The sequence below is a fragment of the Ruegeria sp. H8 genome, from assembly GCF_056532905.1.
In genome coordinates this window covers 44,901-69,820 of sequence record NZ_JBQFNY010000013.1, presented here as the reverse complement: position 1 = coordinate 69,820, position 24,920 = coordinate 44,901, and the positions used below count along the sequence as shown (strand labels likewise).

Below are 24,920 nucleotides of genomic sequence, written 5' to 3'. Positions count from 1 at the left end.
GCTACTTTGCTACTTGTTTTGTTCCTGCCTGCCCATGCGCTTTCCTCGGAAACCGAAGCTTCATGGCCGGAGCCTCAATGAAGTGCCATGACAGGACCGCGCATAACAGGGAGAGGGGGAAAGACATCGCCATGTTGATGACTGGCGTTACGACGCCAGACTGCGCCACCAGTTGCTGGATCGGGAACGCGTAGATGTAGACCCCGTAGGAATAGTCGCCCAGCTTGTTGTAGCGCAAGAGAAGCGGGATTTTGACATAGCCGGCAAAAACCACGGCATAAGACAGGCTGATCGCAAAGACAGGTAGAAACAGTGGTGTGAACCAGGCCATAAAGGACAACGCGGCGGACAGGGCCAGCAGCGACCAGGACAATGGTATGTGCCGGCGCCAGATGTAAAAAACCATTCCCGACAGAAAAGGCAGACCAAGCCTTGTGAGGACCTCGATCCTTGGATTCACGTCAATGAATACGACGATGATTGTATAGAAACACAGGAATAACAGCGTTAGACCGGCAAAAATCTTTTTGTTTCCCAAAAATCCAAGCAAGCCACATAAGAGGACGCCCACATAGCAGGTGACCTCGTATGAAAGAGACCAGAGCGAGCCATTGATCGCGGCACCATAGGGGTTGGATTCGAACACGCCTGGCAATGTGTATTGCAGTTTGAACAACAGTATGTTGCGGATGAAGTAGCTGCCGGCTTCGCCCCAAAAAACAGAAGGGGGCGCTTGTGTTAACAGAAGCCCGGCAACCAGAATGGTGATTACGGTTACCACGGCAAGCGCTGGGAACAGCCTCAGGGCTCTGGCGATCAGGAATGATGCTGCAGACGGGTTCCGGTCGAAACTGCGTGTAATGAAAAAACCCGAAATTGCAAAGAAAGCCCATACGCACATCAGACCAAGCGACAGCCCATGCAGTGTGGATTCAAACGGCTGCCCGAACTCGGCGCCCAAACTCAGAGGATAGGCATGTGACACCAGCACAAGACTGGCCGCGATGATCCGGATCAGATTGAAATTGTTATCCCGCCCGTCTGATCGATCTGCGATAAACAGCGCAGGCTTCCCCGAAATCACATGCACATTATGCTCACTCATCTGCGGTTCTCTAGGTCACTGGCACTATCATGGGATACACAATTATTTGGAAGCTGATCTTTGATACAATATCCATGGTGCGGTTGTCGCAAGAATATTGAATCCTTGGATCTTTGGCGGAAACGATTCCGTCGAGCAAACGACAATTGTGTCAGCTTTGGCGTTTGACAATGTGGTTATTGCGGACGGCACTGTATGATGTGCGTCCGAGGCAACGTTCTGAACCACGTTTTGCACCTGGGCCAGCGGCCCGATGATGTGCAGCGGGTGCTGGGTGGGATCGGCGAAGGTGGGGATCGCGGTGCCGTTAAAAATCATGAGAAAGGACAGGGGTCGGCAATTGGGCCGAAAAAAGCGTGGATCCCTGGCGTCTTCGACATAGGCACCCGCGCCCAGGCTACGCGTATCATGGCTGCTCAGTGCCTCAAGATACGAGGCGTAACTTCTGCCGTCCTGATACCATCCGATGCTCAGCACCAGGTTTCGTGCCAGAAAAAGTCCTGCGATCATCGCAATAACGATTTCGCGGGACGGTGATTTCACATCGGGAGCCAGAGACAGGCTTGCGGCCAGAAGCGCCAGAAGTAAAAGCGGGATGCGTTCGCCCAAATGCCCGACACCGAACAGGGTCGGGGGTACGATCAGGATCAGCAGCACGCACAGGGCCACTGCAAGCTTCATGCGTCTGTCGATCTGCAATATCCCGGTCACGAGCCCGCCGATCAGTACGCCCCACAATACGATGCCAAAGCCCCAGTCGATCGATTGCCATGTGGTTTCGGCCACGCGAAGGAAGCCATCAACTCTCAGATAGGCTTCGGTGCTCAGCCGAACCCATAATGTTCCCTGTTCGGCATGGGCGAGAATACTTTCTATCGGTATGGTGCTTCCCGCACCTATGGTTTTCGTTTGGGTAAACAACAGGGTTGGTATGACAGCGACCAGCGCAAGCCTTGAAGCTTTGTAAAAAAGGGTACGCCCCCCCGGGTGACCGGGTCCAAGAGCAAGTGACAGCTCGACCGCACCCAACAGTAACCCCCACAGCGCAAAGGCCAGCCCATGAATGAAAAACAGGAGCACACCTATGCACATAGTCACGGTCAATTGCCGGACAGGCCGGCCCTGTGTCGCAATCCAGTATCCGATAGCGCCCAGCAGAACCCCCAATCCAAGCAGGAAATTCGAAAAGCCCCAGATCAGAATATGGTTATACGCCACCAGACCGGCCAAAAAAACGGTCAGTACCGAGAGTTGGCCGTGCAAAACACGTGACAGATACAGAATACCCGCGAACGGGGCCGCAATGATCAACCCCGCTATCAGCTTGGCCCCCAAAAGCGGGGGCAGTACATGCATGATACCTGTGCCTAGAATGTCCAGTCCGAGATTGGGCAGCGGTTGCCAGGCGGCTTCGTAGTTCTGTTGCAACATGACCGAGTCCGGCAACTTGGCCAGAATATAATAGCGGGCAATATGGGCGTAGAAATCTGTCAGCGGTAGAACAGGGGTTACGCACAGGGGAACGAGGCAGGCAAACAGAGTCAGTGCCAGAACCGGGCGCAGTGAACGGCGTCGAAGTGTCGTAATCATTGCTGCCGCAGGCACATTTCCACCCACATACCAAGAACTAAAAAACCTGATCCCTCAGATATCAGTAACAGATCATTGTGCAATCTATAGTGCTTAATGCCATCCGAAACCCGGGATGCAATGACTTCAGGGGAAAGATCTGGTGGCCAGGGCGCTGTGATCGCGTCAAGCTTGCCGTCTTTCTAAAACGGTACAAACCGCGGCAGGCGGTTCAGGCTCGGCTCCATGAAGCGTTGCAACCTTGCATCCGCATCCGCTTCGGTTTCGCCGGGCAGGATGGGGGTCACAAACCGGACCAGAGCGCCATCGGTGCGCCCCATGGTAAAGCCGTCTTGAATGACGCTCATCTTGGCGCGGAAATCATTGACCATACGCTTGCCGCGCTGTTCGAACCAGTAATAGACCAGCTGTTTCGATAGCTCTTTCTGGATCACGGCGCGGTTGACTGTAAAGCTGCCATAAGGCGTGTTGCCGGGGTTGATCTCATACGGTTCGAGGCTGAAGATTTCCCAGCCCCCCACCGGCAGGCACACTTCGGGCGAATGGATGCCGTCACCTTCGGTCTGCTTGTCGTAGAAGGCCACGAACATGTTCACGAAGTCGCCCGAACTGGTGTCGATATAGGTGGCATGAAGGTAATCGCTGGCACCCAGAACCTGTTCAACCTGTGGATCCAACGTGGTGGGCGACCCGGACCAGGGGCCAAGCTGCCGTGGATAGAGAACAAACGGGTCACGTTCCACAGGCCGCACTTCGGAAGCGGGCCGCAGAGTCCAGGCGGTTGAAACCGCAAGCGTCAGAAGGGCCGCAACCGCCAGCGCCACCGATGCGCGAATGCCAAAGATACGCAAGGCAACAGAACCCAGCCCCTGGGTATCCAGATCAATGGTCTCGGCAAAGGGTTGCGGATTCGGCGCCAGGCGCTGCAAGCCGATGGCCATCAAGAACAGAATGGCGACGCAGAGCAGGAAGATGATCCAGCCTTCAAAGAAATGCATGAAGCCTTCAGCCTGCTCGATGCCGTGCTGATTGACCAGCACGCCGATCACGCCAATGCGGATCGAGTTCATCAGCACGGTCAGAGGGGCCGCCGAAACCAGCAAAACCACCTTGTGCCAGATCGGGCCACGGTAAAGCAGGGCAAAGAGATACGAGAAGCTCAGGATCGGGAACAGATAGCGCAGCCCGGAACAGGCCTCGGCCACCTGCAGTTTGTAGACCCCCAGATCGATGATGTTGCCTTCGATGAAAACCGAAACACCGGCCATCTGCACGAACCAGACGCCCAGCTCGGACGAAATCCATTGCAGGAAGATCGTGAGCTTCCAATAGATGAACTGCGGCAGCGGCAGCATGAACACCAGATGCAGCACGGGCAGCTGGTGGTATTTGCCCCGTTGCCAGCCGAACACGGTCAGCATGACGCCGCCCACCCAGATGATCATGGCATAGGTGACGATATCGGGAATACGGGCCAGGTTGCCCAGAATGGCGATGATCAGGGCCGCGGCAATCACAAGCACGCCCGGCCAGCGATCATGCACAACCGGGTTGGGGGGCGGCATATCCCGCAATTCACGCAGGAACAGATACAGCGAGATGATCGGGATCAGCGGGCCATGGCTGTATTCGGGGGTGCTCCAGGCGGCGCCCAGAGACACGATCCCGATCCAGAAGACGGGTATCGATCCAAGCAGCAGCAGGACAAACCAGAACAGCCCGACGGTGTTCATGACCGGCAAGCCTCTTCTGGCCGCTTCAAGGATATTACTGCGGCTGTTTTTCGAATCGAGGTGATGCATCACGGTCCATCATGCACAATAAGGTGCGGCCTGAAATTATGACGGCTCAAGCTCCCGCTATTTTGATCCGTTTTCGGGACATTGGGCGCGGGATGTCCTGATTGTCGATATCATGAACCGCGTGAATGAGCGTCAGGGTTTGAGAGAAAAGCGCCGGCCCAAAGTCAGAAAGACCGAGTTTGAAGTTGCCTTAAAGCCGTTCTGATCGTCCATTTCATATTGGTACCCCACGTTTACGGCCCAGTCTTTCGTGACCGCTCGTGTATAGGACGCACTGAACGTACCGCGCTGGCGCGGGTTGGGTTGACCGGTTCCCTCGTCTTCCTGGTCGATGTAATCGATACTGAAAGACAGCCCCGATACCGGGTTGATGAAATAGTCATATGTCAGAAACACCAGTGTTTCGCGTGTTTCTATGCTCTGCGTACTGGTGCCGACCCGGCGCTGCACCGTTGCCCCGATCCGGGAACTGGCCAGCTGATAGCTGTAGTCGAGCTGCCCGATCGGTGTGACTTCGTCGAATGGTCCTCTGGTCAGGCCCACGTTGAAGCTCAACACGCCGTTGGCGCGCTGAAAACTGCGGCCGGCCGTTGCGTTTATCCGTGACCCATTAACCCCGAATGTCTGGTCAATCTGAAAATCCGCCGAGCCGTCTGGCAGGGTTTTGCTCCATGCGAAATCCCAGACGAAATCCTCGGTTACGGTGTTGGTATTGGTTGTGCGCTGCGTGTCATCCACCTGACTGTAACCGATATTCGCACTGACGGTGGTGACAGGGGATACGTCATAGGTTCCGCCAACTGTCACAACCGTTGTTTGCTCATCGGTTCGCACGTTGTCTTCTGCCGAGAAATCAGTGTAGCCGAGACGCAAGTTGGCCTGAAAAACCGGTGACACCCGCAATGTCGTGATCGCCGTGTAATTGCTTGACTTGTTGTCGAACAGGTTCGGATCGATTGTGTTTGTATAAGTGCGTTCGCTATAGCTGTAGATGAATTGGAACCCGATTGGATCATTCAGGCCGGTTTGCCAATTCAGGTTGCCCAAGGAGTTGACCTGATCCCCGATGGTTCCGGTCACATCGGCGGCATCAATTCTGCCATCCAGATTGGTGTCGGTCAGTGAACGATTAAAAGCCAGATCCTGTTCGCGGTAATCCAATAGCAGGTCAAGCTGGCTGTTCTGGCGCGACCGCTGATACGACAGGCGGGCAGACGGGTCCGCAAAGCTGGAATCCGTCCCGATAATCGGCTCATTGGCGATCCGGTACAGTCCGGAAAGGTCAAGAGCCAATCTCGAATCCGAGGTTTGCTTCAGAATACCCAATGCCAGCGTATTCTCCCACCAGGTCGTGGACCCAAGCGAAGGATCGGTCAGGCGAAGATTGCTGTCATGTCTGAGCGACGAGAGATAATCCAGGGTCACACTCAGGCCGGTCCCGGTCCCAATCTGCTGACCGGTTGGCAGGCCGACCCTTCGGGCCGGGTTTCGCTGTGCCCGTTGTGCGATCAGTTGCTGGCTGGGTGTTTGCTGCACAACCGTCGGTGCGACGGTTGTCTGCTGCACGGATGTTTGCTGTGTCGAGGTTTGTGTTTGCTGCGCAGTCGTTTGCTGTGTCGAGGCCTGCTGCCCGACAGCTGGTGTAAACGAACTTATGACAGCGATCCCGCCCCCCAGAATGGTGGACAGCCTGCTCCTGGATTTCCCCACCTGTATCAGCCCCTATTCGAACAAGCGGCGTGCTGGTACGACAACAACGTCTCCGGGTCTAAGCACTGTATTGCCTTGGATGCCACCGCCCGAGCCTTTGTAGTTATAGGTGTATTTTCTCATCACGCCTGTTTTACTGTCAGCCCGGCGCAATTCGATGCGCTTGCGAGCCGCGAAATTGGTCAGGCCACCGGCCTGAGCCAAAACCTGGAGAATTGTTGTGCCTTCGGTTGCCAGATGCTTGCCGGGCACATTGACCTCACCCATGATGAAAACATCGATGGTTGGTCCGGATGCGGCCTGTCCGCCCAGAAGCGGCGGCGGAGCCAGCGACGCCACTGAAATAAAGACTGTCGGCGGCGTATTGAAATTCGAGGCCAACGCCGATGAGAGCGACGCGCTTAATCCGCTGGTCGACTGACCGGCCGCACGGACCGAGCCGGCAAGCGGAAAGTTGATGGACCCGTCCGGCAGAACCAGAATGGTCCGATTCAGGGTGGGGTCTTCGAGAACTTCAACCTGCAGCGCATCACCCGGTTGGATTTGATAGGATTGCGCCCATGATGCGGTGGCCACGATCATGGTAATGACAAGTGCGGTCAAGGACCCGATGACTGTACGCATATTCAAATCTCTCACTTTTTCCTACTTATGCCTTCCCACAAGCTGCAAAACAATCAGCAGGGAGTCTGATACATACAAGATGCGGCAGAAATGCAGCGGCGTCATTAGCTCTGCGTTAGTGGCTGTTGGTGGGTACAGCGTTCAGCTGTTCAATCTCAGCCTCTACCAATGACGCGACTTCCGTAGAAGCCCCGCTGAAAGCCTTGGCTTTATGGAGAAGACGCAGCGCATCTTCGTTCCGTTCCAAAGCCGCATATGTTTTCCCCAGATGATATAGTACCAGGGGATGCTCAGGGAACGCCGCGGCCGCAGGTTCAAGATAGGCGACCGCCTCTTCATAATTTCCCACCCGGTAGGCGACCCAGCCATATGTTTCTTGAAAGACCGGTTCCTGTGTGCCGCGCAAACGTTGCGCCAAAACTTGCGCGCGCCGCAGGCTCTCCTCATCGTTACGATGTGTTGTCAGCAGGCTTGCAAGATTGTTGGCTACAATCAGAGAGCGATTGGTGATCGGATAGAGCTTTTCGTATGTTGCGATTGCTTGGTCCAGATCCCCGCTGCGTTCGTACTCCGTCGCCTGCAGCATGAGCAAGGCCGGGTTTTCAGGCAGATTGGTCAATGCCTCGGTCAGAATTTCCCTAGCCTGATCGGGCGCGTTCCGTTCCGTTGCCAATCCGTGCAACGCAATCCATGCCCGCGTCGTAGTCGGATATTCCTCAAGAATGACACGGTAGAGCTGCTCAGCCTCACCGCGGTCGCCTTCACTGATCAACGCGCGGGCTTTGATCAGGCGGATTGGCAAAGAATCCGGGTCTTCTGCAAGCAACTGGTCAAGATGGGCGAAGGCTTCGGCCGTCTGCCCCTTTGTAAGCATCAGGCGAACAAGCGCGATATCGGCGGGCAGGCCAAATTCGGGATCATCCGCCAGCTCGTTCAAGAAAGAGGTCAGCTCTTGTGTGCGTTGCTGTGCGGCCAGCATGTGCGCCCTGAGCTCATTCGCGGAGCGCCGTGTTCCCGGGCTGTCCAGATCCCTGATGGCATGAAGGACGGTTTCCAGGCGGTCCCAATCCTGCATGCTCAGATATACTTCTCCCAACAAAAGCAGAAGCTCGGAATGTTCCGGAGTCTGGCGCAGGGCTTGGGCCAAAACACGTTCGGCGATCACCAGATCACCTTCCGCGATCAGAAATCGGACATAGCGCAGCGTTTCGTCCGGTGCGTTCCCCGAAATTTCCGTCGCCAGCGCCAGCATCTCGCCCATCAGTTCTCTGTCTCCGTTGCGCTCATGCGCCTGGGCCATCAGGGTCATCAATTGCGGGTCACGCGGCGCCTGACCGAGCGCTTCGCGCAAAAGCACAATCGCATCGCCGGTCTTGTCCTCGTCAATCAGCCAGGACGCCTTGAACTTGAGAGCGCTGACCTGGGCTGCATCCTCGGACAGGACTTTTTCCACCAAAGCGCGGGCTTCATCGGGCTGGCCGACCTGGAACAGCATGAGGGCAAATTCTGCCTCACTAGCGCGGGTCTGTATGTTTCTTTCCGCGCCTTCCAGCAGTGTCTGCATCTCGGCGATCGCGGCTTGTTCATCACCCGATCGGAATTTCAGCGCTGCACGCACCGTCTTGAATTGGAACGTGTTCGGGCCGTTCTGAGCGATGATCGTATCCAGCTCGGCAATTGCCGCTGCAGAGTCGCGGTTATCGTTCAGAAAGGCGATCAACCGCTGTGTCGGCATGTGATCTTCAGCGAGCGGATCCACCTCGGCCCGCAGCATCTGTTCTGCCGCATCCAGATTCCCCTGATCGATATAATGTTCCACAAGCAACTGCTCGACGCCCTCATCGTCAGGGAATGTCACGGCCATCTGCCGAAGAAACGCCTCGATTTCTGCGGGCATATCCAGTTCCTGAAGTGCGCGGAGCCGGATTCCATAAAGGCTTTCTTCCATTGGATCGGTGGCTATGGCCACCTCTGTTTCCTGCAGAACACCGGGCCAGTCCTCATCGCGGATCAGATGGTCAATGACGATCTGGCGCGCGGTCATCAGTTCCGGATGGCTTTTGATCATCTCGCGGGCTCTATGGACGGCGACGTCCACACCTGCGAAATCCCCATCCCTGACCGCGTCGGTGTAAGCCAGCATATTATTGATGGATTTGATTTCGATATCATCCGGAGCCAGAGCACTTGCCAATGCGCCGTGACGCCTGACGTCTTCCCAATTCCCCACTTCCAGAGCCATCTCGGCAAGGTTCCGATGGCCCTCAAGGTTGTCCGGATACTGTTCTATCAGCCGCAGATACTGACCATATGCAACCGGGATGTTGCCGCGCTCGCGCTCCACCCTGGCAAAGGTCAGTCGCGCTTCTTTGTGCTGGCCGTTGAGGTTGAAAACATTCCTGAACTCAACAAGTGCGCGTTCGACATCACCGGCTTCCAGATGGGCCAGCCCGGCCTGGAAATGCGCTTCGGCCCGTTCCTCGGCCGAGTCGCATGCGCTCAGCAGGAGCGTCGCCGCAAAAAGGGCTGCGATCAGCCGTGCGCCAATAGGAGGTACGATCCAGCTCATTGCTGTTCTCCTGCAAAACTCAAGGAAAAGCATACAACCAATCAACCTGTTCGGCTGTATGGCCCGTTCTCAGCAACCCGTGCCGCGCAGGACAACAAAGATGGTCCGGAACACGATTGAAACATCTGTGCTGAACGACATGCTTTTCCAATACTCGGTATCGTGAAACGCACGCTCAGCAAATGTGGACTGATTGCGTTTCGAAACCTGCCAGGGTCCCGAAAGGCCGGGACGCATGGCGGCATAGAATTTTCCAGGATAAAGTTCTTTCTGGCTCACCATCATCGGGCGGGGGCCGACCACGGACATTTCACCGATAAAAACGTTCCAGAACTGCGGCAGCTCATCCATCGAGGATTTGCGCAGGAAAGTTCCGAACTTGATGATACGTGGGTCATTGCGCAGCTTCTGATCACGGTCCCATTCTTCCTGGGCTTCGGGGTTCTTCGCCAGATGTTCCTGAAGCACGGTTTCAGCATCATGGACCATGGTGCGCAATTTGAGCATCTTGAAGGCTTTGCCATTCTTGCCGACACGTTCCTGCCGATAAAACGGAGTCACGCCCTGGCATGCAAGAAACGCGGCCAGCAACAGCACCACCGGCACGACAAAAGGCGCTGCAAGCACTGCGAACGCTATGTCAAAAAGACGCTTGCCTCCGCTTCTGTATATCCCTGGATATGACACTGCAGCAGGCACAACAGAAATGCCGGAGTAGCCCGCGCCAGCGTTGGCCACTTCTTTCGAATGACTTGTCACTATTTAAACCCCCAACACACACAATTACTCACGAACCACTCACCAAACTTACGAACCGAACACGCTCGACCTCAACCACATATATTTAAAATCTTATATTTTTATACCACTTCGACCCTGCACTTACTCACTTGCGAGGCCGCTTTCCCGTATCCAACTGTTAACAAATTCCACCTGCCTTGCAAAACATTAATGCTGGCGAACGTGTTCTCTGGTCGCTGAATACAGGTGCTTTTTTACAGTATCGTGAAGATGCGATCAGCTGATTGACCGCAAATTCATGAACTTTCGTTTCCCTATGGGACACAATGGGCGAAAATTTTACCCTTTAGGTTTGATTTCCGCCCTTAGAATCTTTTTTAATGTGTGATCACATCAGGTTCTGGTCGCCTCTTTTTTGGTCAACCTAATAAGGACACAACGGAAACAATCGCACCGATCACTTCAGATTGAGAAAGCGGGAAGGTCAATTCACCGCGTGTGCAGTTTAGTGGTGCCTGCTATCTTGATTTTGTGACAAACTAGTACCCAAGTACTTTTTGTTTATGTGATGTGTTCGTTGTGTAAGGGATTTCTGGTGGTTCAGAGTATGAGTTTGGATAATCTCCGGGGGGCCAGTACGAGGTTTGACAAGGCAGAAGGCAACCGAGGTGCAATGGCGTCCAGCGACGGGTTTTATCTAGATTATTTCGGGCTTGACCGACGGCCCTTCACGCTGCTTCCGGATCCCGGATTCATGTACTGGTCGCCGCTGCACAAGCGCGGTTACTCGGTCCTGCAATTCGGCATCATGAGCTGTGCGCCCATCACCGTGCTGACCGGGGAAATCGGGGCCGGGAAAACCACCCTGATACAGCATCTCCTCAGCGAGATGGAGCAGTCGATCACGGTTGGGCTGATTTCGAATGCGCAGGGCGGTCGCGGAGAGCTGCTGCAATGGGTCCTGCACGCGCTGGGTCTGCCGATCGAGGCGGATGCAAGCTATGTACAGATATTCCGGGCGCTGCAGGATTTCCTGGTCGCGGAATATGCCGAGGGCCGGCGGGTGGTTCTGATCTTTGACGAAGCGCAGAACCTGACCGTCGAAGGGTTGGAAGAAATCCGGATGCTGACCAATATCAACTCGAATACGGATGAGCTGATTCAGCTTGTTCTGGTTGGTCAGCCTGAATTGCGCGACATGGTTCTTGATCCCAAGATGCGCCAGCTGACACAGCGCGTTGCCGCAAGTTTTCATCTTGAACGGATGGATGAGTCTTCGGTCAAAGCCTATATCAGACATAGGATGAAAACGGCTGGCGGTTCAGGCGATGAGTTCACCGAAGAGGCCTGCAAGCAGATTTTCACACAAACGCGCGGTGTTCCGCGACTTGTAAATCAGTTCTGCGACTTTGCCCTGCTTTATGCCTGGACGAATGAGGCCGAGAAAGTGGATGAAGAGGTTGTGGAGCAAGTGGTCAAAGATGGCGTGTTCTTTGGCGGGAACTCACTCGAGAAGGAGCTGACAGTCTGATATGGGCCCGGTTCGCTATTACTTTTCCATTTTCCTGAGACGGTTTCCGTATTTCCTGATCGTCGCCCTGATCGTGTCTGTAGCGTCATTCATTGTCGCCAGAACGTTGCCTGCCACGTATGTCTCGACCATGCGCCTGATTGTTGAATCGCCTCAGATTCCGGGCAACCTGGCGGCCAGCACCGTCACGACACCCGCGGCGGAACAGCTTCAGATCATCGAACAGCGCCTGCTGACCCGTCCGACCCTTCTGGAAATTGCGCGCGAGTTTCAGGTTCTACCCGACCAAGATGAAGCAAGCCCCGATCAGGTTGTCAAAGCCATGCGCAAGAACACCTCGATCTGGATTTCCAGCGGTCTCAATCAGGCCAATCTGATGACAATCAGTTTCGAGGCGCGAACCGGTCCGATCGCAGCCGGTGTGTTGAACGCGTATTTGACGGAAATCCAGAAGCTGGACGTCTCTTATCGCAAGGAGCGCGCGACCGACACGCTAGCCTTTTTCCAACTGGAAGTTGATCGCCTGAGCAACGAGCTAAGCAGGCGCAGCGCCCGCATTCTAGAGTTCAAGAATGATAATTCCGATGCGCTCCCTGACAGTTTGCAGTTCAGGTTGGCTCAGCAAGGGGCATTGCAGACCAATCTTGAACAGACGGATCAGCAGATATTTTCCCTTCAGGCGCAGCGGGAAAACCTCATGAGCATCTTCAGCTCGACGGGTCAGGTTGTCGGGGTTTCGCCGCAAAACCAGACCCAGGCACAACAACAACTCAGCCAGTTGCAGACTCAGCTTGACAGTCAACTCGTGGTCTATTCCGAGAGCAGCCCGCAGATCAAACTGCTTCGCGCAAGAATCAATAAGCTTGAGCAGGTTGTCGCCGCCGAACAAGCAACAGCCCCGACGCAGCCTGACGTACAGACGGGCAATTCGTCCCTTGACCTGCAGTTGGCGCAGGTCGACTCACAGATTGTGGCACTCGAAGATCAACGCCGCGTGCTTCAGGACCGGCTAGACGCACTCACCCTGACGATTGATCAGACCCCGGCCAATGCCATCACGCTTGCAGAACTGCAGCGCGAACACGACAATATTCAAACCCAATATAATGTCGCGGTCAGCAGGTTGGCCGAGGCCTCGACCGGAGAACGGATCGAGGTCACGTCCCAGGGGCAGCGTATTTCCGTCATTGAACACCCGTCCACGCCAACCGAGCCGGCCAAGCCAAACCGATTGATGATCGCCGGAGGGGGCGCTGCCTTTGGCATCGCACTGGGGCTGGGGCTGGTGGTTTTGCTGGAGGTCCTGAATCGGTCCGTGCGTCGGCCCGAAGACCTGATCAACAAGCTTGAGGTCTGGCCGATCGCCACTATTCCCTATGCTCCATCACGCGGTGAAGTGTTGATGCAGCGCGCGGTATGGGGTGGGATCATACTGGCTATTCTAATCGGAGTGCCAGCCGGGGTCTGGGCGGTGCATACCTATTACCTGCCCCTCGATCTTATTACCGAGAGAGTGATGGATAAACTGGAGACATACTGGTGAGTATTGTTTCGATTGATTTGGTGAATGTGTGATGGACCGTCTTCAGAAAGCGATTCAAAAGGCGCGCGAGGAACGGCAGAGCCGCGAAAGCCCGCCGCCGGTCATGGAACAACCGCCCCGTCACGCCCCGTCAGAAGATACTCGTGACGCCCGGTGGCAAAGCGTGCCCGAGATACAGATCGACCCAAAGCTCGCAGTGCGCAACCGGCTTGCATCTCTGGCTGGCGGCGGAGACGCCACCCCCTACGACATGTTGCGAACCAAGATGCTGCAGCAGATCTTGTCCAACAAATGGCGTAGGGTGGCATTGACCTCCCCGTACAGCGGGTGCGGCAAAAGCACGACGACGGCCAACTTGGCGTTCAGCCTGGGGCGGCAGGAAGATCTGCGGACGATCGTGATCGATTTCGACATGCGGCGCAGGGGGCTGGCCGAGATTCTGAAGCAAACCGGCAACCACAGTATGGCCGACGTCATTCAGGGGTCGGTGCCGTTTCACGAACATGCGCTGCGGTATGGCAAGAACGTGATCTTCGGGCTGAATTACACGCCCACGCGCAATCCGGCGGAGATCTTGCAAAGCCGACGGGCAATCGAATTTCTCGAACAGCTTGAGGCGGATTACGAACCCGACGTCATTCTGTTCGACACGCCCCCCCTGATGATGAGCGATGACAGCCACGGCTTTCTCAGGAACGTCGATTGTGCCCTGCTTCTGGCAGCCGCCGAAGAAACCAGCATTGACCATATTGACGTTGCCGAACAGCAACTGGCGGAACTGACCAGCGTCATGGGGATCGTGCTGAACAAATGCCGATACATCAGCGGGACGTTTGGCAATGAGTACGGATCCTACTGATACGGCCCCGGCCGATGCAGTGATCATTCCCCATTACAACGATTTGCCCCGGCTGGAACGATGTCTTCTTGCCCTGAGAGAGAATGATCTGACGGCAACTGAAATCGTTGTCGTTGACAACAACTCTCCGGTGTCGCTGGATACGATGCGCCAGGCCTTTCCCGAGGTGCATTTCGTGGTGGAAACCCAAAAGGGCGCGGCCCATGCCCGCAATCGCGGAGTTGCAGAAACCAGAGCGCCCCGACTGTTTTTCATTGACGCCGATTGCGTACCCGCGCCGGACTGGTTGAGCGTCGGGCGTCAGGTCGCGGATCAGGCCGATCTGATTGGTGGCCGGGTAGATGTCTTTGACGAAACCCCACCCCCGCGCAGCGGCGCAGAAGCGTTCGAGGCTGTTTTTGCATTCAACTTCCGCAGGTATATTGAGGTTCAGGGGTTTTCCGGCGCCGGCAACCTGCTGACCCGACGCGATGTGTTCGATGCGATCGGCGGGTTCATCAACGGTGTCTCGGAAGATCGGGAATGGACCATGCGCGCGGTCGCACGCGGGTATAGCCTGATCTACCGGGACAACTTTCGTGTCAGCCATCCATCCCGGCAGAATTGGCTCGCGCTCAAGGCCAAGTGGCGGCGCACGACACAAGAGGCATATCTGCTGCATGGCACCAACGCCGCCGCGCGCATGCGGTGGGCGATCCGTGGATTGGCCATGCCGGCCAGTGCAATTGTGCACACCCCGAAAATCCTCAGAAGCGACAAGCTGTCCTCGGCGGGCGAAACCAGCCGGGCGGTCATCACATTGTTCCGGCTCAGATGTCAGCGGATGATCTGGATGTTGCGCCAGGCGGCAGGTGGCAACATCTGATCAAAAGAAAAGGGACCGCGAAACGGCCCCTTGTCCTGTTTGTCAGGTTTGTGTGTCGCTTAGGCGGCCTTGCGGCGACGCGTCAGAGCCAGACCACCAAGCGCGGTCAGAAGCAGCAGACCACCGGCGGGCAGCGGAACTGGTGCGACGTCGAAATCAAACGTAACCGGAACCAGGTTGCCATTGGCATCGAGTGCTCCTTGAGAGTTGGCCCAGCTAAACACCAAATTCTGGCTCAAGGTGTTCGGGCTGACACTGCTGAACAGCGTGCTGAGTGTCGTCTGAACACCGCCCAGAACAGATGTCGATGCCAATACGTTGGCAGGATTCAAGGCGTCGACCCAGCTCACCGTCAGACCAGTAAACGTGCCCAGCAAACTGATGGTGATCGAAGCGTTCGCAACACCAAAAAGAGGATCGCGGGGTGATTGGAAGTTAACCGCGTATATTCCAGGTCCGCCCATCGTGGAAACCGTACCGGAGAAGAGCGTGTCGGAGGTAATGTCATACCCCCCACCAGGCAGGTTACCACCACCCGCTGACACCGAGGTCAGAGCGCTGGCCGATCCGGCCATCATCACAGCAGTAGCAAGCCCCGCCGCCATCATTTTAAAAGTTCTAAACATACAAAGTCCCACCTTTGATTTTTATACACACAACCCGCTCGGAATCTCGGCAGGGCACCTACTGCAATCATAAATAATTCATTTCTATTTGATTGCGAAGGATTTTTCTCAGAATTGTGGCTTTTTATGGGCACAAACGCCCATTGGCCAGCACAATGGATGCCTGAGTTACCGTTTGTTTCCCCATCGTGAACCAGAATCACCCGAATAAGGCGAATCTGCGTCTGGAGAACATGCCAACTTTCCGGCGATTCCGAGCGTTTTCACACTGCACCAAGCATAATCCGAACCGGTTCAGGCAATGCAGAACCACGCCCGATCACTCTGTGATGAAATGCAGCCGGCGCGCATTTTCACATGACGGGCACCCCCGTGCCGCACAAGGCAAGAAACAATACAAACCATTCCCGCACACTGTCCACTTTCGGCCCGCCGCAAGGGCCCTGCGGATCGCGACAGAAGGGAAAAAGGCCACAAACCCGGGTTCCGCCATATTTCTTCTTCGACGGTCCGAAAGTTTCGTGTAGCTTTGGATTGTTATTGTACCAAGTTCAGGCACGCATTTTCAATCGGAAGCCCTTGTTTAGCCGTTTGTCCATTGTGTCTGCCTATTTAGCGAGGAGACATTGCGCATGGGTGTTGGCCAGAACATAGCCGCTGAGAATGCGAACTGGACCTTTGGGGGCAGTGTTCCCGATACGTTTGTAGACCACATCAAATTGTCTGTTCCTCTTTATGAAATGGGTCACGGCCTGATCTGTCAGGTTTCGGATTTCTTCGTCCGCAATGACAGTCTCTGCTATGAAATCGGCACATCGACCGGAGAGTTGATCCGCAAGCTGGCAGAACATAATGCGGGAAAGCCTGACGCACGCTGGATCGGCATCGATGTCGAACCTGAAATGGTGAAGGTCGCCGAAGCTCATTGCGCGGGTGTCCCGAACATTTCCATTCTTCATGACGATGCCCGTCATATGGAGATGGAAAAGGCGGACATGATCGTCAGCTATTATACAATGCAGTTCATCCCGCCCCGGTACCGGCAGGAACTGTTCACCAAGATCTACAACACCCTGAACTGGGGCGGTGCGTTTGTCATGTTCGAAAAAGTCCGGGGGCCGGATGCGCGGTTCCAGGATCTTGTGACTCAGCTCTACAACGAATTCAAAATTAGTAACGGATTCTCAAGCGAGGAAATCGTCGAAAAGGCGCGCAGCCTGAAAAGCGTGCTGGAGCCGTTTTCCACCCAGGGCAATCTGGATCTGCTGGGCCGGGCCGGTTTCAAGGATGTGATGAGTATTCAGAAGTATATTTGTTTTGAAGGTTTTCTTGCTATTAAATAATGACTTAGCGCGATTTTGGGCGGCGGCCACAGTGAAATTCGGCCCCAAAGCCCGCTGGACAGAGGCAGCCAGGAACGCTGATGAACACGTCTGTTTCAAATTTCAATGACCCGCGCCCGGACATCGGGCCCAGTTCAGGCGTGGCTGCATCCCGCGCGACCGGATCAAATGCTGCGGAAATGACATGAGCGTATCGGCACCTTCGGACAAACTGGCCTTTCAGACCCGGTCGGCCCTGCTGGCCACGCTGGCGGTTCTTGCCTGTCTGTCCGTGTTTCTGATCAACGGCGGCCCGCTCTATTATTTCGACACAGGCAGTTATATCCGGCAGGGCAGCGTGGCCCTGAACAGTCTTCTGCCGCCGGTGAACGAAACCAGCACGACGGGTGGCACTTACACCGCAGATGACGACGGGACTGCGACCGGCTCCCGCTCGCTGATCTATGGCCTCATCATAGCGGCGTTTTTTCGCGCCGACGCCCTTTTCGCTGTTCCGGTCATCCATCTGGCAGCCACGCTTTTTGCGGTCTGGATGCTGGCGCGGACGGCGGGCCGTTCTCTGGACGGTGCGCAGAACACAATGCTGATGACCGCAATCCCGCTTCTGGCGGCGGCCAGCACCTCTTTGCCGTTTTACATCGCCTATATGATGCCGGACATATTCGCACCAATTTTCCTGATCGCGATTGCGGCGCTCACCGCCTTTGGGCAGACAATGCGCCTCTGGGAGCTTTTTCTGATCTCAGGGCTGGCTCTGTTCTGCATTGTGCTGCATCCGTCGCATCTGGCGATCACAGGTCTGATGATCCCTTTTGTCGCCCTGACGGCTCTGGGTCGCAGGATGCCGGGGCGCTGGCGCGCAACGGTCCTGATGGTGATGCTCCTGACGCTTGCGGCGGCCGAACGCAAGGCCTTCCAGATTACCGTTGAAGCCCAGATGAACAAGGAAGTTGTCTATACCCCGCATATCACTGCGCGGCTAATCGTTGACGGGCCGGGGATGGACTATCTGAAGGATGTCTGCCCGGATGCAAGTATACCAACCTGCGCGCTGTATGAGGCGCTTTCATGGTCGGACGACCCTTACAGACTGACCGCATCCCATATCATTTTCGAGCGCTCTTCTCGGTTGGGATCGTTCCGTCTGCTGTCGCCGGAGAAGCAAAAACAAGTGGCGCTGGCACAGGGGGACTTTGCCAAGGCAGTCTTCCTGTCTAGGCCGATTGCGACGTCTTTCGCATTGGCCAAAAACGGCTATCATCAGATTATGCGCTACAGCATCACCATGACAATCCCGACGGATGTGGAATTGACCAACGCGCGCACGCTGGCCCGCCTCGACGAGGCGCAGTACGATTTGATTCAGAAAGGGAACCTGGCCCGGAACAGGGGTTGGATCGAAACCATCGATATCGTGCACGGCGTGATCTATGCCGTCTCTTTTGCCTTTATCGTTTTCATTCTGCTGCGGCCGGGTAGTGCGTCGCGTGACATGAAGCTGTTTGCGCTGTTCATCCTGATCGGAATAGCGGTCAACGCTCTGGTCTGCGGAGGAGTATCACAACCCGCGGATCGTTACGGCGCGCGCGTGATGTGGTTGTTGCCCTTTACAGCCGCCTTTCTTTTCCTTGTTCAGCGCTCAGGCGCTTCGCGTATCATTGCCGGAGATCCTTCGTGAGTTCAGATCACCCCCTTTCCATCAGCGTGGTCATGCCGGCCTACAATGCCGAACATCTGCTGCCGCGTGTTTTGCCGCCATTGATTGAAATGCTGAATACCGGTCAGGTGCAGCAGGTTCTGGTGGTGGATGACCAATCCCCCGACGGCACCGCGGCGCTGGCACGGGAAATGGGCGCAACCGTGTTGACCACGCCCGTCAATGGCGGCCCCGGAGCGGCCCGCAACCTGGCCGCCCAGCAGGCCACGGGCGATATCCTGTGGTTCGTGGATTCCGATGTCATCGCCTGGCCGGACGGCCCGGACCATATTCGCCGGGCCATGTCCGAAGACAATGTGGGCGCCGTGTTCGGATCCTATGATGATGCCCCGGACGGGCAGGCCTGGTTTTCACGCTACAAGAACCTTCTGCACCGCTATCACCATCAACGTGCCCGCCGCGAGGCGCGCACCTTCTGGGCCGGGTGTGGCGCCATCCGGCGCGACGTGTTTCTTGAAGTCGGTGGGTTCGATGTGAAAACCTATGAGGTCCCCTCGATCGAAGATATCGAACTGGGCTACCGGATAGCGGCCACCGGTCGCCGCATCCTGGTCGAGCCGCTTTTGCAGGGCAAACACCTGAAGGTCTGGACCATCCGCAACAGCCTGAGCACGGATATCTTCTGCCGCGCCCTGCCCTGGGCCCGGCTGATGATCTCGCGTGAGGGGCTGACCGATGACCTGAACACCTCGATGGCCGAGCGGGCACGGGCCGCAATTGCCGGGCTGTTGCTATTGTCGATATTGGCCCTGCCGTTCTGGCCGGGAAGCTGGCCTTTGCCTTTTGTGCTACTGGCTGCGGCCTTTGTCGCCAATCTGGATCTGGTGCGCGCCATGTCCGGGCATGGCGGGCCGTGGTTTGCGTTCAAATGTCTGCTCTACCATCAGGTCTATTACGTCTACTCGGCCACCATATATGTCTGGTGCCTGTTCGAATATCACATGCTGGGACAAAAGCAGAAGCTGCGCGTCACACGAAACTGACAGATCGCGTGACATCGCTGATTGTTCGGGCCGGGATCAGAACTGCTTGGCGGGAAGCTGCTCGAACGGCAGTTTCTCGATCTGATCAAAACGCGGGTTGCTTTCGTGCACATAGAACGTATCGTAGAGCGAATTGCGCACAAAGTGATACCCATTGGCAAACAGCAACTCATTAAGCTCGGGCGTCGGACGTTCGATTGTCATCGCCAGGAAGTGGTACTTGTCGAATGGGAAATCACGAAGAATTCGTGTTTCCGACCCTTCGACATCCAGACTGAAATAGTCGATATCCTTTGGCGCGTCATAGCGGTCGAACACCTCATCCAGAGGCACGGCTTCAACCGTAACGACCTTGCCTTTTTCCCGAAACTTGGTCAGCTTCGAGGCGCGGCGTTCGTTCATGTTGTCGGCCTCATCCACCAGCAAGCTGCTACGCTGGCCATCGATCATGAATTCCAGTTGGCCGGGCTCGGGATCGACTGCTAACGGAACCGGGGTTGCCGTGCGGTGATGCCAGTGGGTGATCCGGTGGTAATTGACAGGGTTCGGTTCGATCAGCAGCCCGTTCCAGCCATAATGCTTTTCCAGAACAAACGTGTTGGAATCTGAAAACCCATCAGCCGCGCCCAGTTCAACAAAAAAGCCCTTGCGCTTGCCGTTATAGACTTCGTTTATCACCCACATATCCTGCCCCCGGTCCGAGACGCGTTTGGGCAGGTAGCCAAGATTGTTCATCGCGAAGCGGCGACTTAGATTTCGGGCACTGACGACGCCAATATACGCAAAATAGGCTGGCTTCTGGAGGAGCGGATATGCTTCGACCAACTTGGTAAGATTCTGCTTCATAAAGTTCTCCACTTAACTGCCCACTGTCGTTTTTGCGGACAAATACATCGTTTCACAGTCACCGACTATCTCAGTCCCAAAACCTTTGCGATATCCCAGACCGGATGCGGTGTTTCACGCACACCGCGTCCGAAAATGATGTCAAATGACACACGATAGACTGGGGCGATACTGACCGGCACCCGGGTGTTGTGCAGATCGCTTTCATAAATTGCACTGCCCCGTGTCACCAACACCCGACCGTCGATCGCATCGCCAATTATTCTTTCATCAGCACGTAATGGCGCATCCACTGCTCGAACGAAGTAGTCTGCCGCAGTGACATTCGGTGTCATTATCCTAGCATACACGTAAACGGACAGCGCCCCGGCCATATAGCGCTTTTCCAACTCGGCCTGTGTCCAGATCGGCGGAAAGGCCTCGTCGATCAACGCTTCTACGGTGCCTATTTCCTCCACATCGGGAAATGGCGCGACATCGGTCTCGAACGCGATGCGATGGCCCAGATGCCGGGTTAAAGTAAAGGGGCGCAACGTTTCGGGCCAGCTGATCCAAGCGCTGATCGCCAGCCCGGCCAGTGCGCCGACAAGCGCCAGCGTAGGGGCCGCCTGAACCAGGTACAGGCGCCAGAATACGATTAGCGGTATGATCGCTGCAGGCACGAAATGATGTGGCAGAATGCGGTAAGCCTGCACATAAAAGAACAAAACATACGCGATGACGGATAGTGTCAGCGCTCTGGACAACTTGTCCTGCCAAGGCCAGGCCAGCAAGGCCAGACCGGGCAGAATCCCGCAGGGCAATAACCAGAACAGGATCCGTCCGGTATCAAAGATCGTAATGAAACGCAGGCGGTTCAGGATGCTGCTGGTATTGAATTCCGTGGACAAGCCCATCAACCCCAGCCGGTCTAACAGAAGTTCGAACAGCGATGCCATAATCAGGATGGCCACGGCAATTCCCCCCCCGATTGTTACCTGTCTGAATGGTAAAGGGCGGGTTAGAAGGAAATAGGATATCAGGAAAAAACCGATCAGAAGAAAACCATTCGGCGCAGTAAACAAGGCCAGCGTGGACACAATCGCCATCCAGCCAAACTTCTGCTCTTGGAAAAACAAGATATAACCCAGTACTCCGAGCAAGATCATCGGCTCGCGGACCATCGGCAGAGCAATGTCAGCGAAATACGGATTGTAAGATGGGTTGAATGCCATCACGAAAGAAAACAAAAGTAGAGCCATGCCCAACCCGAACACCGTCTGCATGTCGCTGCGTGTCTTGGTCGGGCGGACAAAGGCCAGCATAACCCCGAACAGGATCGAGATACCCGGCAGATAGGCAAGGCGAATAGAAACTTCATACGGCCCAAATATCCGCATAAACCCGGATTGCAGGAATGTCTCCGTCATCATTTTGGGGGTAGGGTACCCTCCGATCGTACCAGAGTTCGGAGGCCAGAATGGCAGACCCTTGGTCATAAACAGCATTGCGTTCAGAAAGCTGTGTGCGCCGTCGTCATTCAGCACCTCCCAATAGAATTTCGGAGACATCAGCAACAGCACAGCCAGAGGCAGCAGGATCATACCGGTTAAATCCCAGCCTTTGCCCTGAAACATCTCTGTCTCAAAAGAACGGGCCTGAAACAGATAAAGGCCCGGCACGCAAAGCAGCAGGATCAGCAAGATGAAGGCTGCTTCAGTCATCTGCACGCCGCTGACAGCCTGAACCAGTGCCGCAATGGTGGGAATGCCGAACAGGGAAAGCGTAAACCCTTTGAGCAACCAATGCTCGAACCGATCACCAGGCGCACGGATACCCCATGCCAATATCAGCCCCGGAGCTAAAAATAACGCCGAAGCTGACAGGGTGACCAATGGAACCCAGATGTAAAGAAACAGTGCGTCATTCACTACGAAATAAGGGGACGCTCCATCTGCCAAGGCAGCCTTTGCAGACAATGTTGCCGCAATATCCTGTCCGGCCAGTAAGATACCGGCCAATACAATAAGAAACAAAGAAAGGCGAAATACCATCACGTCTTATATAAACTCGTTAAATATAGTAGGTGAAAATTAACCGATGACGGATATCCCGTTGTTCTGCTGAATACCGTTCCTTTAAACCACCAACTTGTTGATAACATGCAAGTCATGTTGCTTTGTCAGTTTTTTCTGAATGAGTGAATTACACCTGCAATGCGACATCAATACGGCAAATTAAGCAGCATTGGCGATCCAGTGAAAACAAAAGGAGCAGGTTCAATATCCGGCGTCAGAGTTGGCCTCAGCGATGAGAAAGAAAAATCCTAGTCTGTTTTCAATGCCGGATTGCACAGATGACATCCTGCACGGGAACAGGCCTTGAATTGTACGCCGTGCAAGATCGCACGGCACACCCAATCTGTGAATCAGAGCAGGCGTGTACCGGATCACCAGCACTATCCTGGTCAGTGTCACCTCCGATTATCTGGCAGCGGAAAAACCGCTGATATGATCAATAACCCAGTTCAGAGCGCCGCTCTGTTACTAAGTTTGTCTGAAGACGTCTGGTTCTTTTTCTTGGGCTTAGCTTCAAACTCTTCATGATAAGAGCGCTCAACATTGACATCCCAGACGTCATGATCTTCGCCCAGAATATTGCGCGCGGCGTACATCGCCGACAGCATGGAATGATCCTGGTTGTTGTAGCGGTGCAGACCATTGCGACCCACGGTCTGGAAGTTTTCCAGCGTCTTCAGCCAGCCGCTGACCGTGTCCAGGGCGTCCTTGTATTCACTGTCATAGACCGGATAGGCCTTGGGCTGCCGGATAACCGCGTGGTCGATGACATCGCTGGCCTTGGCCAGACCCAGCTTTTCAAGCTCTTCACTGGCGAGATGCCTGAGATCCTCGTCACTTGACGACCACAACCCGTCACCTTTCTGGCAGAAATACTCCATCCCGATCGACGCGGTGTTCTGATCGGGCAGCATTTCCGCGGACCAGGCGCGGAAATTCTGGATGCGCCCCACCTTCACCTGCGGGCTGTGGATGTAGATCCAGTTGTCCGGGAACGGGTCCGCGTGATCCAGGATCAAGGTCACGATCAGGAAATCACGATACCGCAGACGGTCTGCCGCCTCGACCACCTCGGGTGGTGGCGGCGGATCAAAAGCATGGATCAGATCACGAACGGCCATCGAATTGACGAACTCTTCGCCCTCCACCCGCTCGGTGTGTTTTTCGCCATCTTCAGTCCAATGGCGCACATCGATTGACGTGACGCGATTGCCATCACGGTTCACCTGGATCACTTCGGAATGGGTTTCGACCGAGCCCCCCTTTTCCCGGATCAGGTCGCGGGTCTTTTCCCACATCATGCCGGGGCCCAGGCGGGGATACTGGAATTCCTCGATCAGGCTGGCGGTGTCATTGGCCCCGGAAATCGCGTTCCAGACCGCCTTGGGCAGGGACAGGTTCTTGATCCGCTGCGCGGCCCAGTCGGCCCGGATTTCCGACGGCGGAATACCCCAGACCTTCTTGGTGTAGCTGTGGAAGAAATGCATATAAAGCCGCCCACCAAAGCGGTTGATGACCCATTCTTCGAACGTGTCTTCCTGCGGCTTGGGCCGCAGCTTCCATTTCACGAAGCTGCCGATGATCTTGTAGGTCTCGTAGGGGCCGATATTGCCCAAAGCGTTGAAGATACGCAGCGGGTAATCGTAGAATTTGTTGCGGTAGAAGATGCGGCTCAGGCGTTGCACGGTGATGAAATCATCCCCCATCACCTCGTGCCACATATCCTCGACTTCGCGCACCTTGGTGAAAAACCGATGCCCGCCAATGTCGAAGCGATAGCCTTTGTGCGTTTCGGTTCGCGAGATGCCACCAACCATGTCCGAGGCTTCGAACACCCGGGGAACATGCGTGTCGCTCAGTTTCTGAAGTTCATAGGCTGCTGTCAGCCCTGCCGGACCACCACCAATGACGACAACGGGAACAATATCTTTTTTCAAATCACTAACACCCATACCAAAACACTGACCTAAAGCTACAAGAGGTTATCCGAGATTCACAACAAAATCCTGTCAGTTCCCGAAACGGGGCTCCTGCGCTTTGAGTTCCACCCCTTCCGTGTAGAAAAATCAACCATCCGGTTTGACGAACCGCACTCGCGTCCTTCTTTGCAAATCGATGGCGGGCCCGAACCGGGTCGCCTGTGCCCAAAGCCGGTTCCGGCTTTGCGAAACCGACGGCCTTTCACACCGCCCGAAACAGCACGCGTTTTCCACAATGCCCTGAAACATAACGATGATTACTGACGGTCACAGCCAACCAAAACTCCCCGCCCGGAAGCGAAACATACATTGGATCCATACACCTCTTGCCCGGCGCCTGACCTGGACCATGACCGCTTTTTTCAGGCTGCGTCTGTGATGTCCTTCACTGTATCGGCGGACCGAAAGGGCGCATCAACAATGCTATGAC

The 24,920-nt window shown here is 55.4% G+C and carries 18 protein-coding genes; 7 read left to right on the top strand and 11 right to left on the bottom strand.

The genetic code is table 11. The features are described from left to right. Nucleotide 1: 1 nt before the first annotated feature. The 7 genes from ACR0A2_RS20485 to ACR0A2_RS20455 form a co-directional block, all read right to left on the bottom strand. Nucleotides 2-1,105 carry an acyltransferase family protein gene (locus ACR0A2_RS20485; RefSeq protein WP_171331834.1) on the bottom strand — a complete coding sequence of 368 codons (1,104 nt, stop codon included), beginning with the start codon at nt 1,103-1,105 and terminating at the stop codon, nt 2-4. 42 nt (nt 1,106-1,147) lie between these two features. After that, complete coding sequence (locus tag ACR0A2_RS20480) at nt 1,148-2,695, bottom strand: hypothetical protein (RefSeq protein ID WP_480837006.1); 1,548 nt, start codon at nt 2,693-2,695, stop codon at nt 1,148-1,150. Between the two features lie 182 nt (nt 2,696-2,877). Beyond that, the gene (gene xrtD, locus ACR0A2_RS20475; protein ID WP_480837004.1) at nt 2,878-4,428 is read right to left on the bottom strand and encodes a VPLPA-CTERM-specific exosortase XrtD; all 1,551 of its coding nucleotides are present in this window, start codon (nt 4,426-4,428) and stop codon (nt 2,878-2,880) included. Nucleotides 4,429-4,629: 201 nt separating this feature from the next. Next, nucleotides 4,630-6,063 (bottom strand): hypothetical protein, encoded by a 1,434-nt coding sequence (locus ACR0A2_RS20470; RefSeq protein ID WP_171233832.1) that lies wholly within the window; start codon nt 6,061-6,063, stop codon nt 4,630-4,632. 156 nt (nt 6,064-6,219) lie between these two features. Then, nucleotides 6,220-6,831 (bottom strand): polysaccharide biosynthesis/export family protein, encoded by a 612-nt coding sequence (locus ACR0A2_RS20465; protein WP_171233831.1) that lies wholly within the window; start codon nt 6,829-6,831, stop codon nt 6,220-6,222. A 115-nt stretch (nt 6,832-6,946) separates the two neighbouring features. Further along, entirely contained in the window at nt 6,947-9,400 is a 2,454-nt protein-coding gene (locus ACR0A2_RS20460; RefSeq protein ID WP_480837001.1) for a tetratricopeptide repeat protein, read from the bottom strand. Between the two features lie 69 nt (nt 9,401-9,469). Beyond that, nucleotides 9,470-10,099 (bottom strand): sugar transferase, encoded by a 630-nt coding sequence (locus ACR0A2_RS20455; protein WP_480459141.1) that lies wholly within the window; start codon nt 10,097-10,099, stop codon nt 9,470-9,472. A 715-nt stretch (nt 10,100-10,814) separates the two neighbouring features. On the opposite strand from ACR0A2_RS20455, the gene ACR0A2_RS20450 reads away from it, so the two are divergent. From ACR0A2_RS20450 to ACR0A2_RS20435, 4 genes are read left to right on the top strand one after another with little or no spacing between them, the layout of a single operon-like run. Continuing rightward, nucleotides 10,815-11,672 carry an ExeA family protein gene (locus ACR0A2_RS20450; protein WP_171120590.1) on the top strand — a complete coding sequence of 286 codons (858 nt, stop codon included), beginning with the start codon at nt 10,815-10,817 and terminating at the stop codon, nt 11,670-11,672. Between the two features lies 1 nt (nt 11,673). Further along, nucleotides 11,674-13,215, top strand: coding sequence for a GumC family protein (locus tag ACR0A2_RS20445; RefSeq protein ID WP_480836999.1), 1,542 nt, complete (start codon nt 11,674-11,676; stop codon nt 13,213-13,215). Nucleotides 13,216-13,246: 31 nt separating this feature from the next. After that, nucleotides 13,247-14,074, top strand: coding sequence for a CpsD/CapB family tyrosine-protein kinase (locus ACR0A2_RS20440; protein ID WP_480836997.1), 828 nt, complete (start codon nt 13,247-13,249; stop codon nt 14,072-14,074). Beyond that, on the top strand, nt 14,055-14,939 hold the full coding sequence (locus ACR0A2_RS20435) for a glycosyltransferase family 2 protein (protein ID WP_480836995.1): 885 nt from the start codon (nt 14,055-14,057) through the stop codon (nt 14,937-14,939). Before ACR0A2_RS20440 ends, ACR0A2_RS20435 begins: the two co-directional genes overlap by 20 nt. 59 nt (nt 14,940-14,998) lie before the next feature. On the opposite strand, the gene ACR0A2_RS20430 is transcribed toward ACR0A2_RS20435, so the two are convergent. Continuing rightward, nucleotides 14,999-15,565: a VPLPA-CTERM sorting domain-containing protein gene (locus ACR0A2_RS20430; protein ID WP_480836993.1), complete on the bottom strand. Its 567-nt coding sequence runs from the start codon at nt 15,563-15,565 to the stop codon at nt 14,999-15,001. A gap of 632 nt (nt 15,566-16,197) precedes the next feature. Here ACR0A2_RS20430 and ACR0A2_RS20425 point away from each other — a divergent pair. The 3 genes from ACR0A2_RS20425 to ACR0A2_RS20415 all read left to right on the top strand — a co-directional run bounded on the left by ACR0A2_RS20425 (nt 16,198) and on the right by ACR0A2_RS20415 (nt 19,608). Beyond that, on the top strand, nt 16,198-16,908 hold the full coding sequence (locus ACR0A2_RS20425; RefSeq protein WP_480836992.1) for a methyltransferase domain-containing protein: 711 nt from the start codon (nt 16,198-16,200) through the stop codon (nt 16,906-16,908). Nucleotides 16,909-17,092: 184 nt separating this feature from the next. Next, nucleotides 17,093-18,586, top strand: coding sequence for a hypothetical protein (locus tag ACR0A2_RS20420; RefSeq protein ID WP_480836990.1), 1,494 nt, complete (start codon nt 17,093-17,095; stop codon nt 18,584-18,586). Then, a complete protein-coding gene (locus ACR0A2_RS20415) occupies nt 18,583-19,608 on the top strand; it encodes a glycosyltransferase family 2 protein (protein ID WP_480836988.1) in 1,026 nt (341 codons plus the stop codon). Before ACR0A2_RS20420 ends, ACR0A2_RS20415 begins: the two co-directional genes overlap by 4 nt. A 36-nt stretch (nt 19,609-19,644) precedes the next feature. On the opposite strand, the gene ACR0A2_RS20410 is transcribed toward ACR0A2_RS20415, so the two are convergent. The 3 genes from ACR0A2_RS20410 to ACR0A2_RS20400 form a co-directional block, all read right to left on the bottom strand. Then, nucleotides 19,645-20,454, bottom strand: a complete 810-nt coding sequence (locus tag ACR0A2_RS20410; protein WP_480836985.1) for an FkbM family methyltransferase — start codon at nt 20,452-20,454, stop codon at nt 19,645-19,647. Between the two features lie 65 nt (nt 20,455-20,519). Continuing rightward, complete coding sequence (locus tag ACR0A2_RS20405; protein ID WP_480836983.1) at nt 20,520-22,487, bottom strand: hypothetical protein; 1,968 nt, start codon at nt 22,485-22,487, stop codon at nt 20,520-20,522. Nucleotides 22,488-22,960: 473 nt separating this feature from the next. Next, complete coding sequence (locus tag ACR0A2_RS20400; protein ID WP_480447505.1) at nt 22,961-24,448, bottom strand: NAD(P)/FAD-dependent oxidoreductase; 1,488 nt, start codon at nt 24,446-24,448, stop codon at nt 22,961-22,963. Nucleotides 24,449-24,920 lie beyond the last annotated feature (472 nt).

Bases quoted from the DNA above. Each gene is read 5' to 3' on its own strand.
- ACR0A2_RS20430 (WP_480836993.1), bottom strand. From the start codon at position 15,565: ATGTTTAGAACTTTTAAAATGATGGCGGCGGGGCTTGCTACTGCTGTG.
- ACR0A2_RS20465 (WP_171233831.1), bottom strand. From the start codon at position 6,831: ATGCGTACAGTCATCGGGTCCTTGACCGCACTTGTCATTACCATGATC.
- xrtD (WP_480837004.1), bottom strand. From the start codon at position 4,428: ATGAACACCGTCGGGCTGTTCTGGTTTGTCCTGCTGCTGCTTGGATCG.
- ACR0A2_RS20440 (WP_480836997.1), top strand. From the start codon at position 13,247: ATGGACCGTCTTCAGAAAGCGATTCAAAAGGCGCGCGAGGAACGGCAG.
- ACR0A2_RS20425 (WP_480836992.1), top strand. From the start codon at position 16,198: ATGGGTGTTGGCCAGAACATAGCCGCTGAGAATGCGAACTGGACCTTT.
- ACR0A2_RS20435 (WP_480836995.1), top strand. From the start codon at position 14,055: ATGAGTACGGATCCTACTGATACGGCCCCGGCCGATGCAGTGATCATT.
- ACR0A2_RS20410 (WP_480836985.1), bottom strand. From the start codon at position 20,454: ATGAAGCAGAATCTTACCAAGTTGGTCGAAGCATATCCGCTCCTCCAG.
- ACR0A2_RS20405 (WP_480836983.1), bottom strand. From the start codon at position 22,487: ATGGTATTTCGCCTTTCTTTGTTTCTTATTGTATTGGCCGGTATCTTA.
- ACR0A2_RS20485 (WP_171331834.1), bottom strand. From the start codon at position 1,105: ATGAGTGAGCATAATGTGCATGTGATTTCGGGGAAGCCTGCGCTGTTT.
- ACR0A2_RS20420 (WP_480836990.1), top strand. From the start codon at position 17,093: ATGAGCGTATCGGCACCTTCGGACAAACTGGCCTTTCAGACCCGGTCG.
- ACR0A2_RS20460 (WP_480837001.1), bottom strand. From the start codon at position 9,400: ATGAGCTGGATCGTACCTCCTATTGGCGCACGGCTGATCGCAGCCCTT.
- ACR0A2_RS20480 (WP_480837006.1), bottom strand. From the start codon at position 2,695: ATGATTACGACACTTCGACGCCGTTCACTGCGCCCGGTTCTGGCACTG.
- ACR0A2_RS20450 (WP_171120590.1), top strand. From the start codon at position 10,815: ATGGCGTCCAGCGACGGGTTTTATCTAGATTATTTCGGGCTTGACCGA.
- ACR0A2_RS20445 (WP_480836999.1), top strand. From the start codon at position 11,674: ATGGGCCCGGTTCGCTATTACTTTTCCATTTTCCTGAGACGGTTTCCG.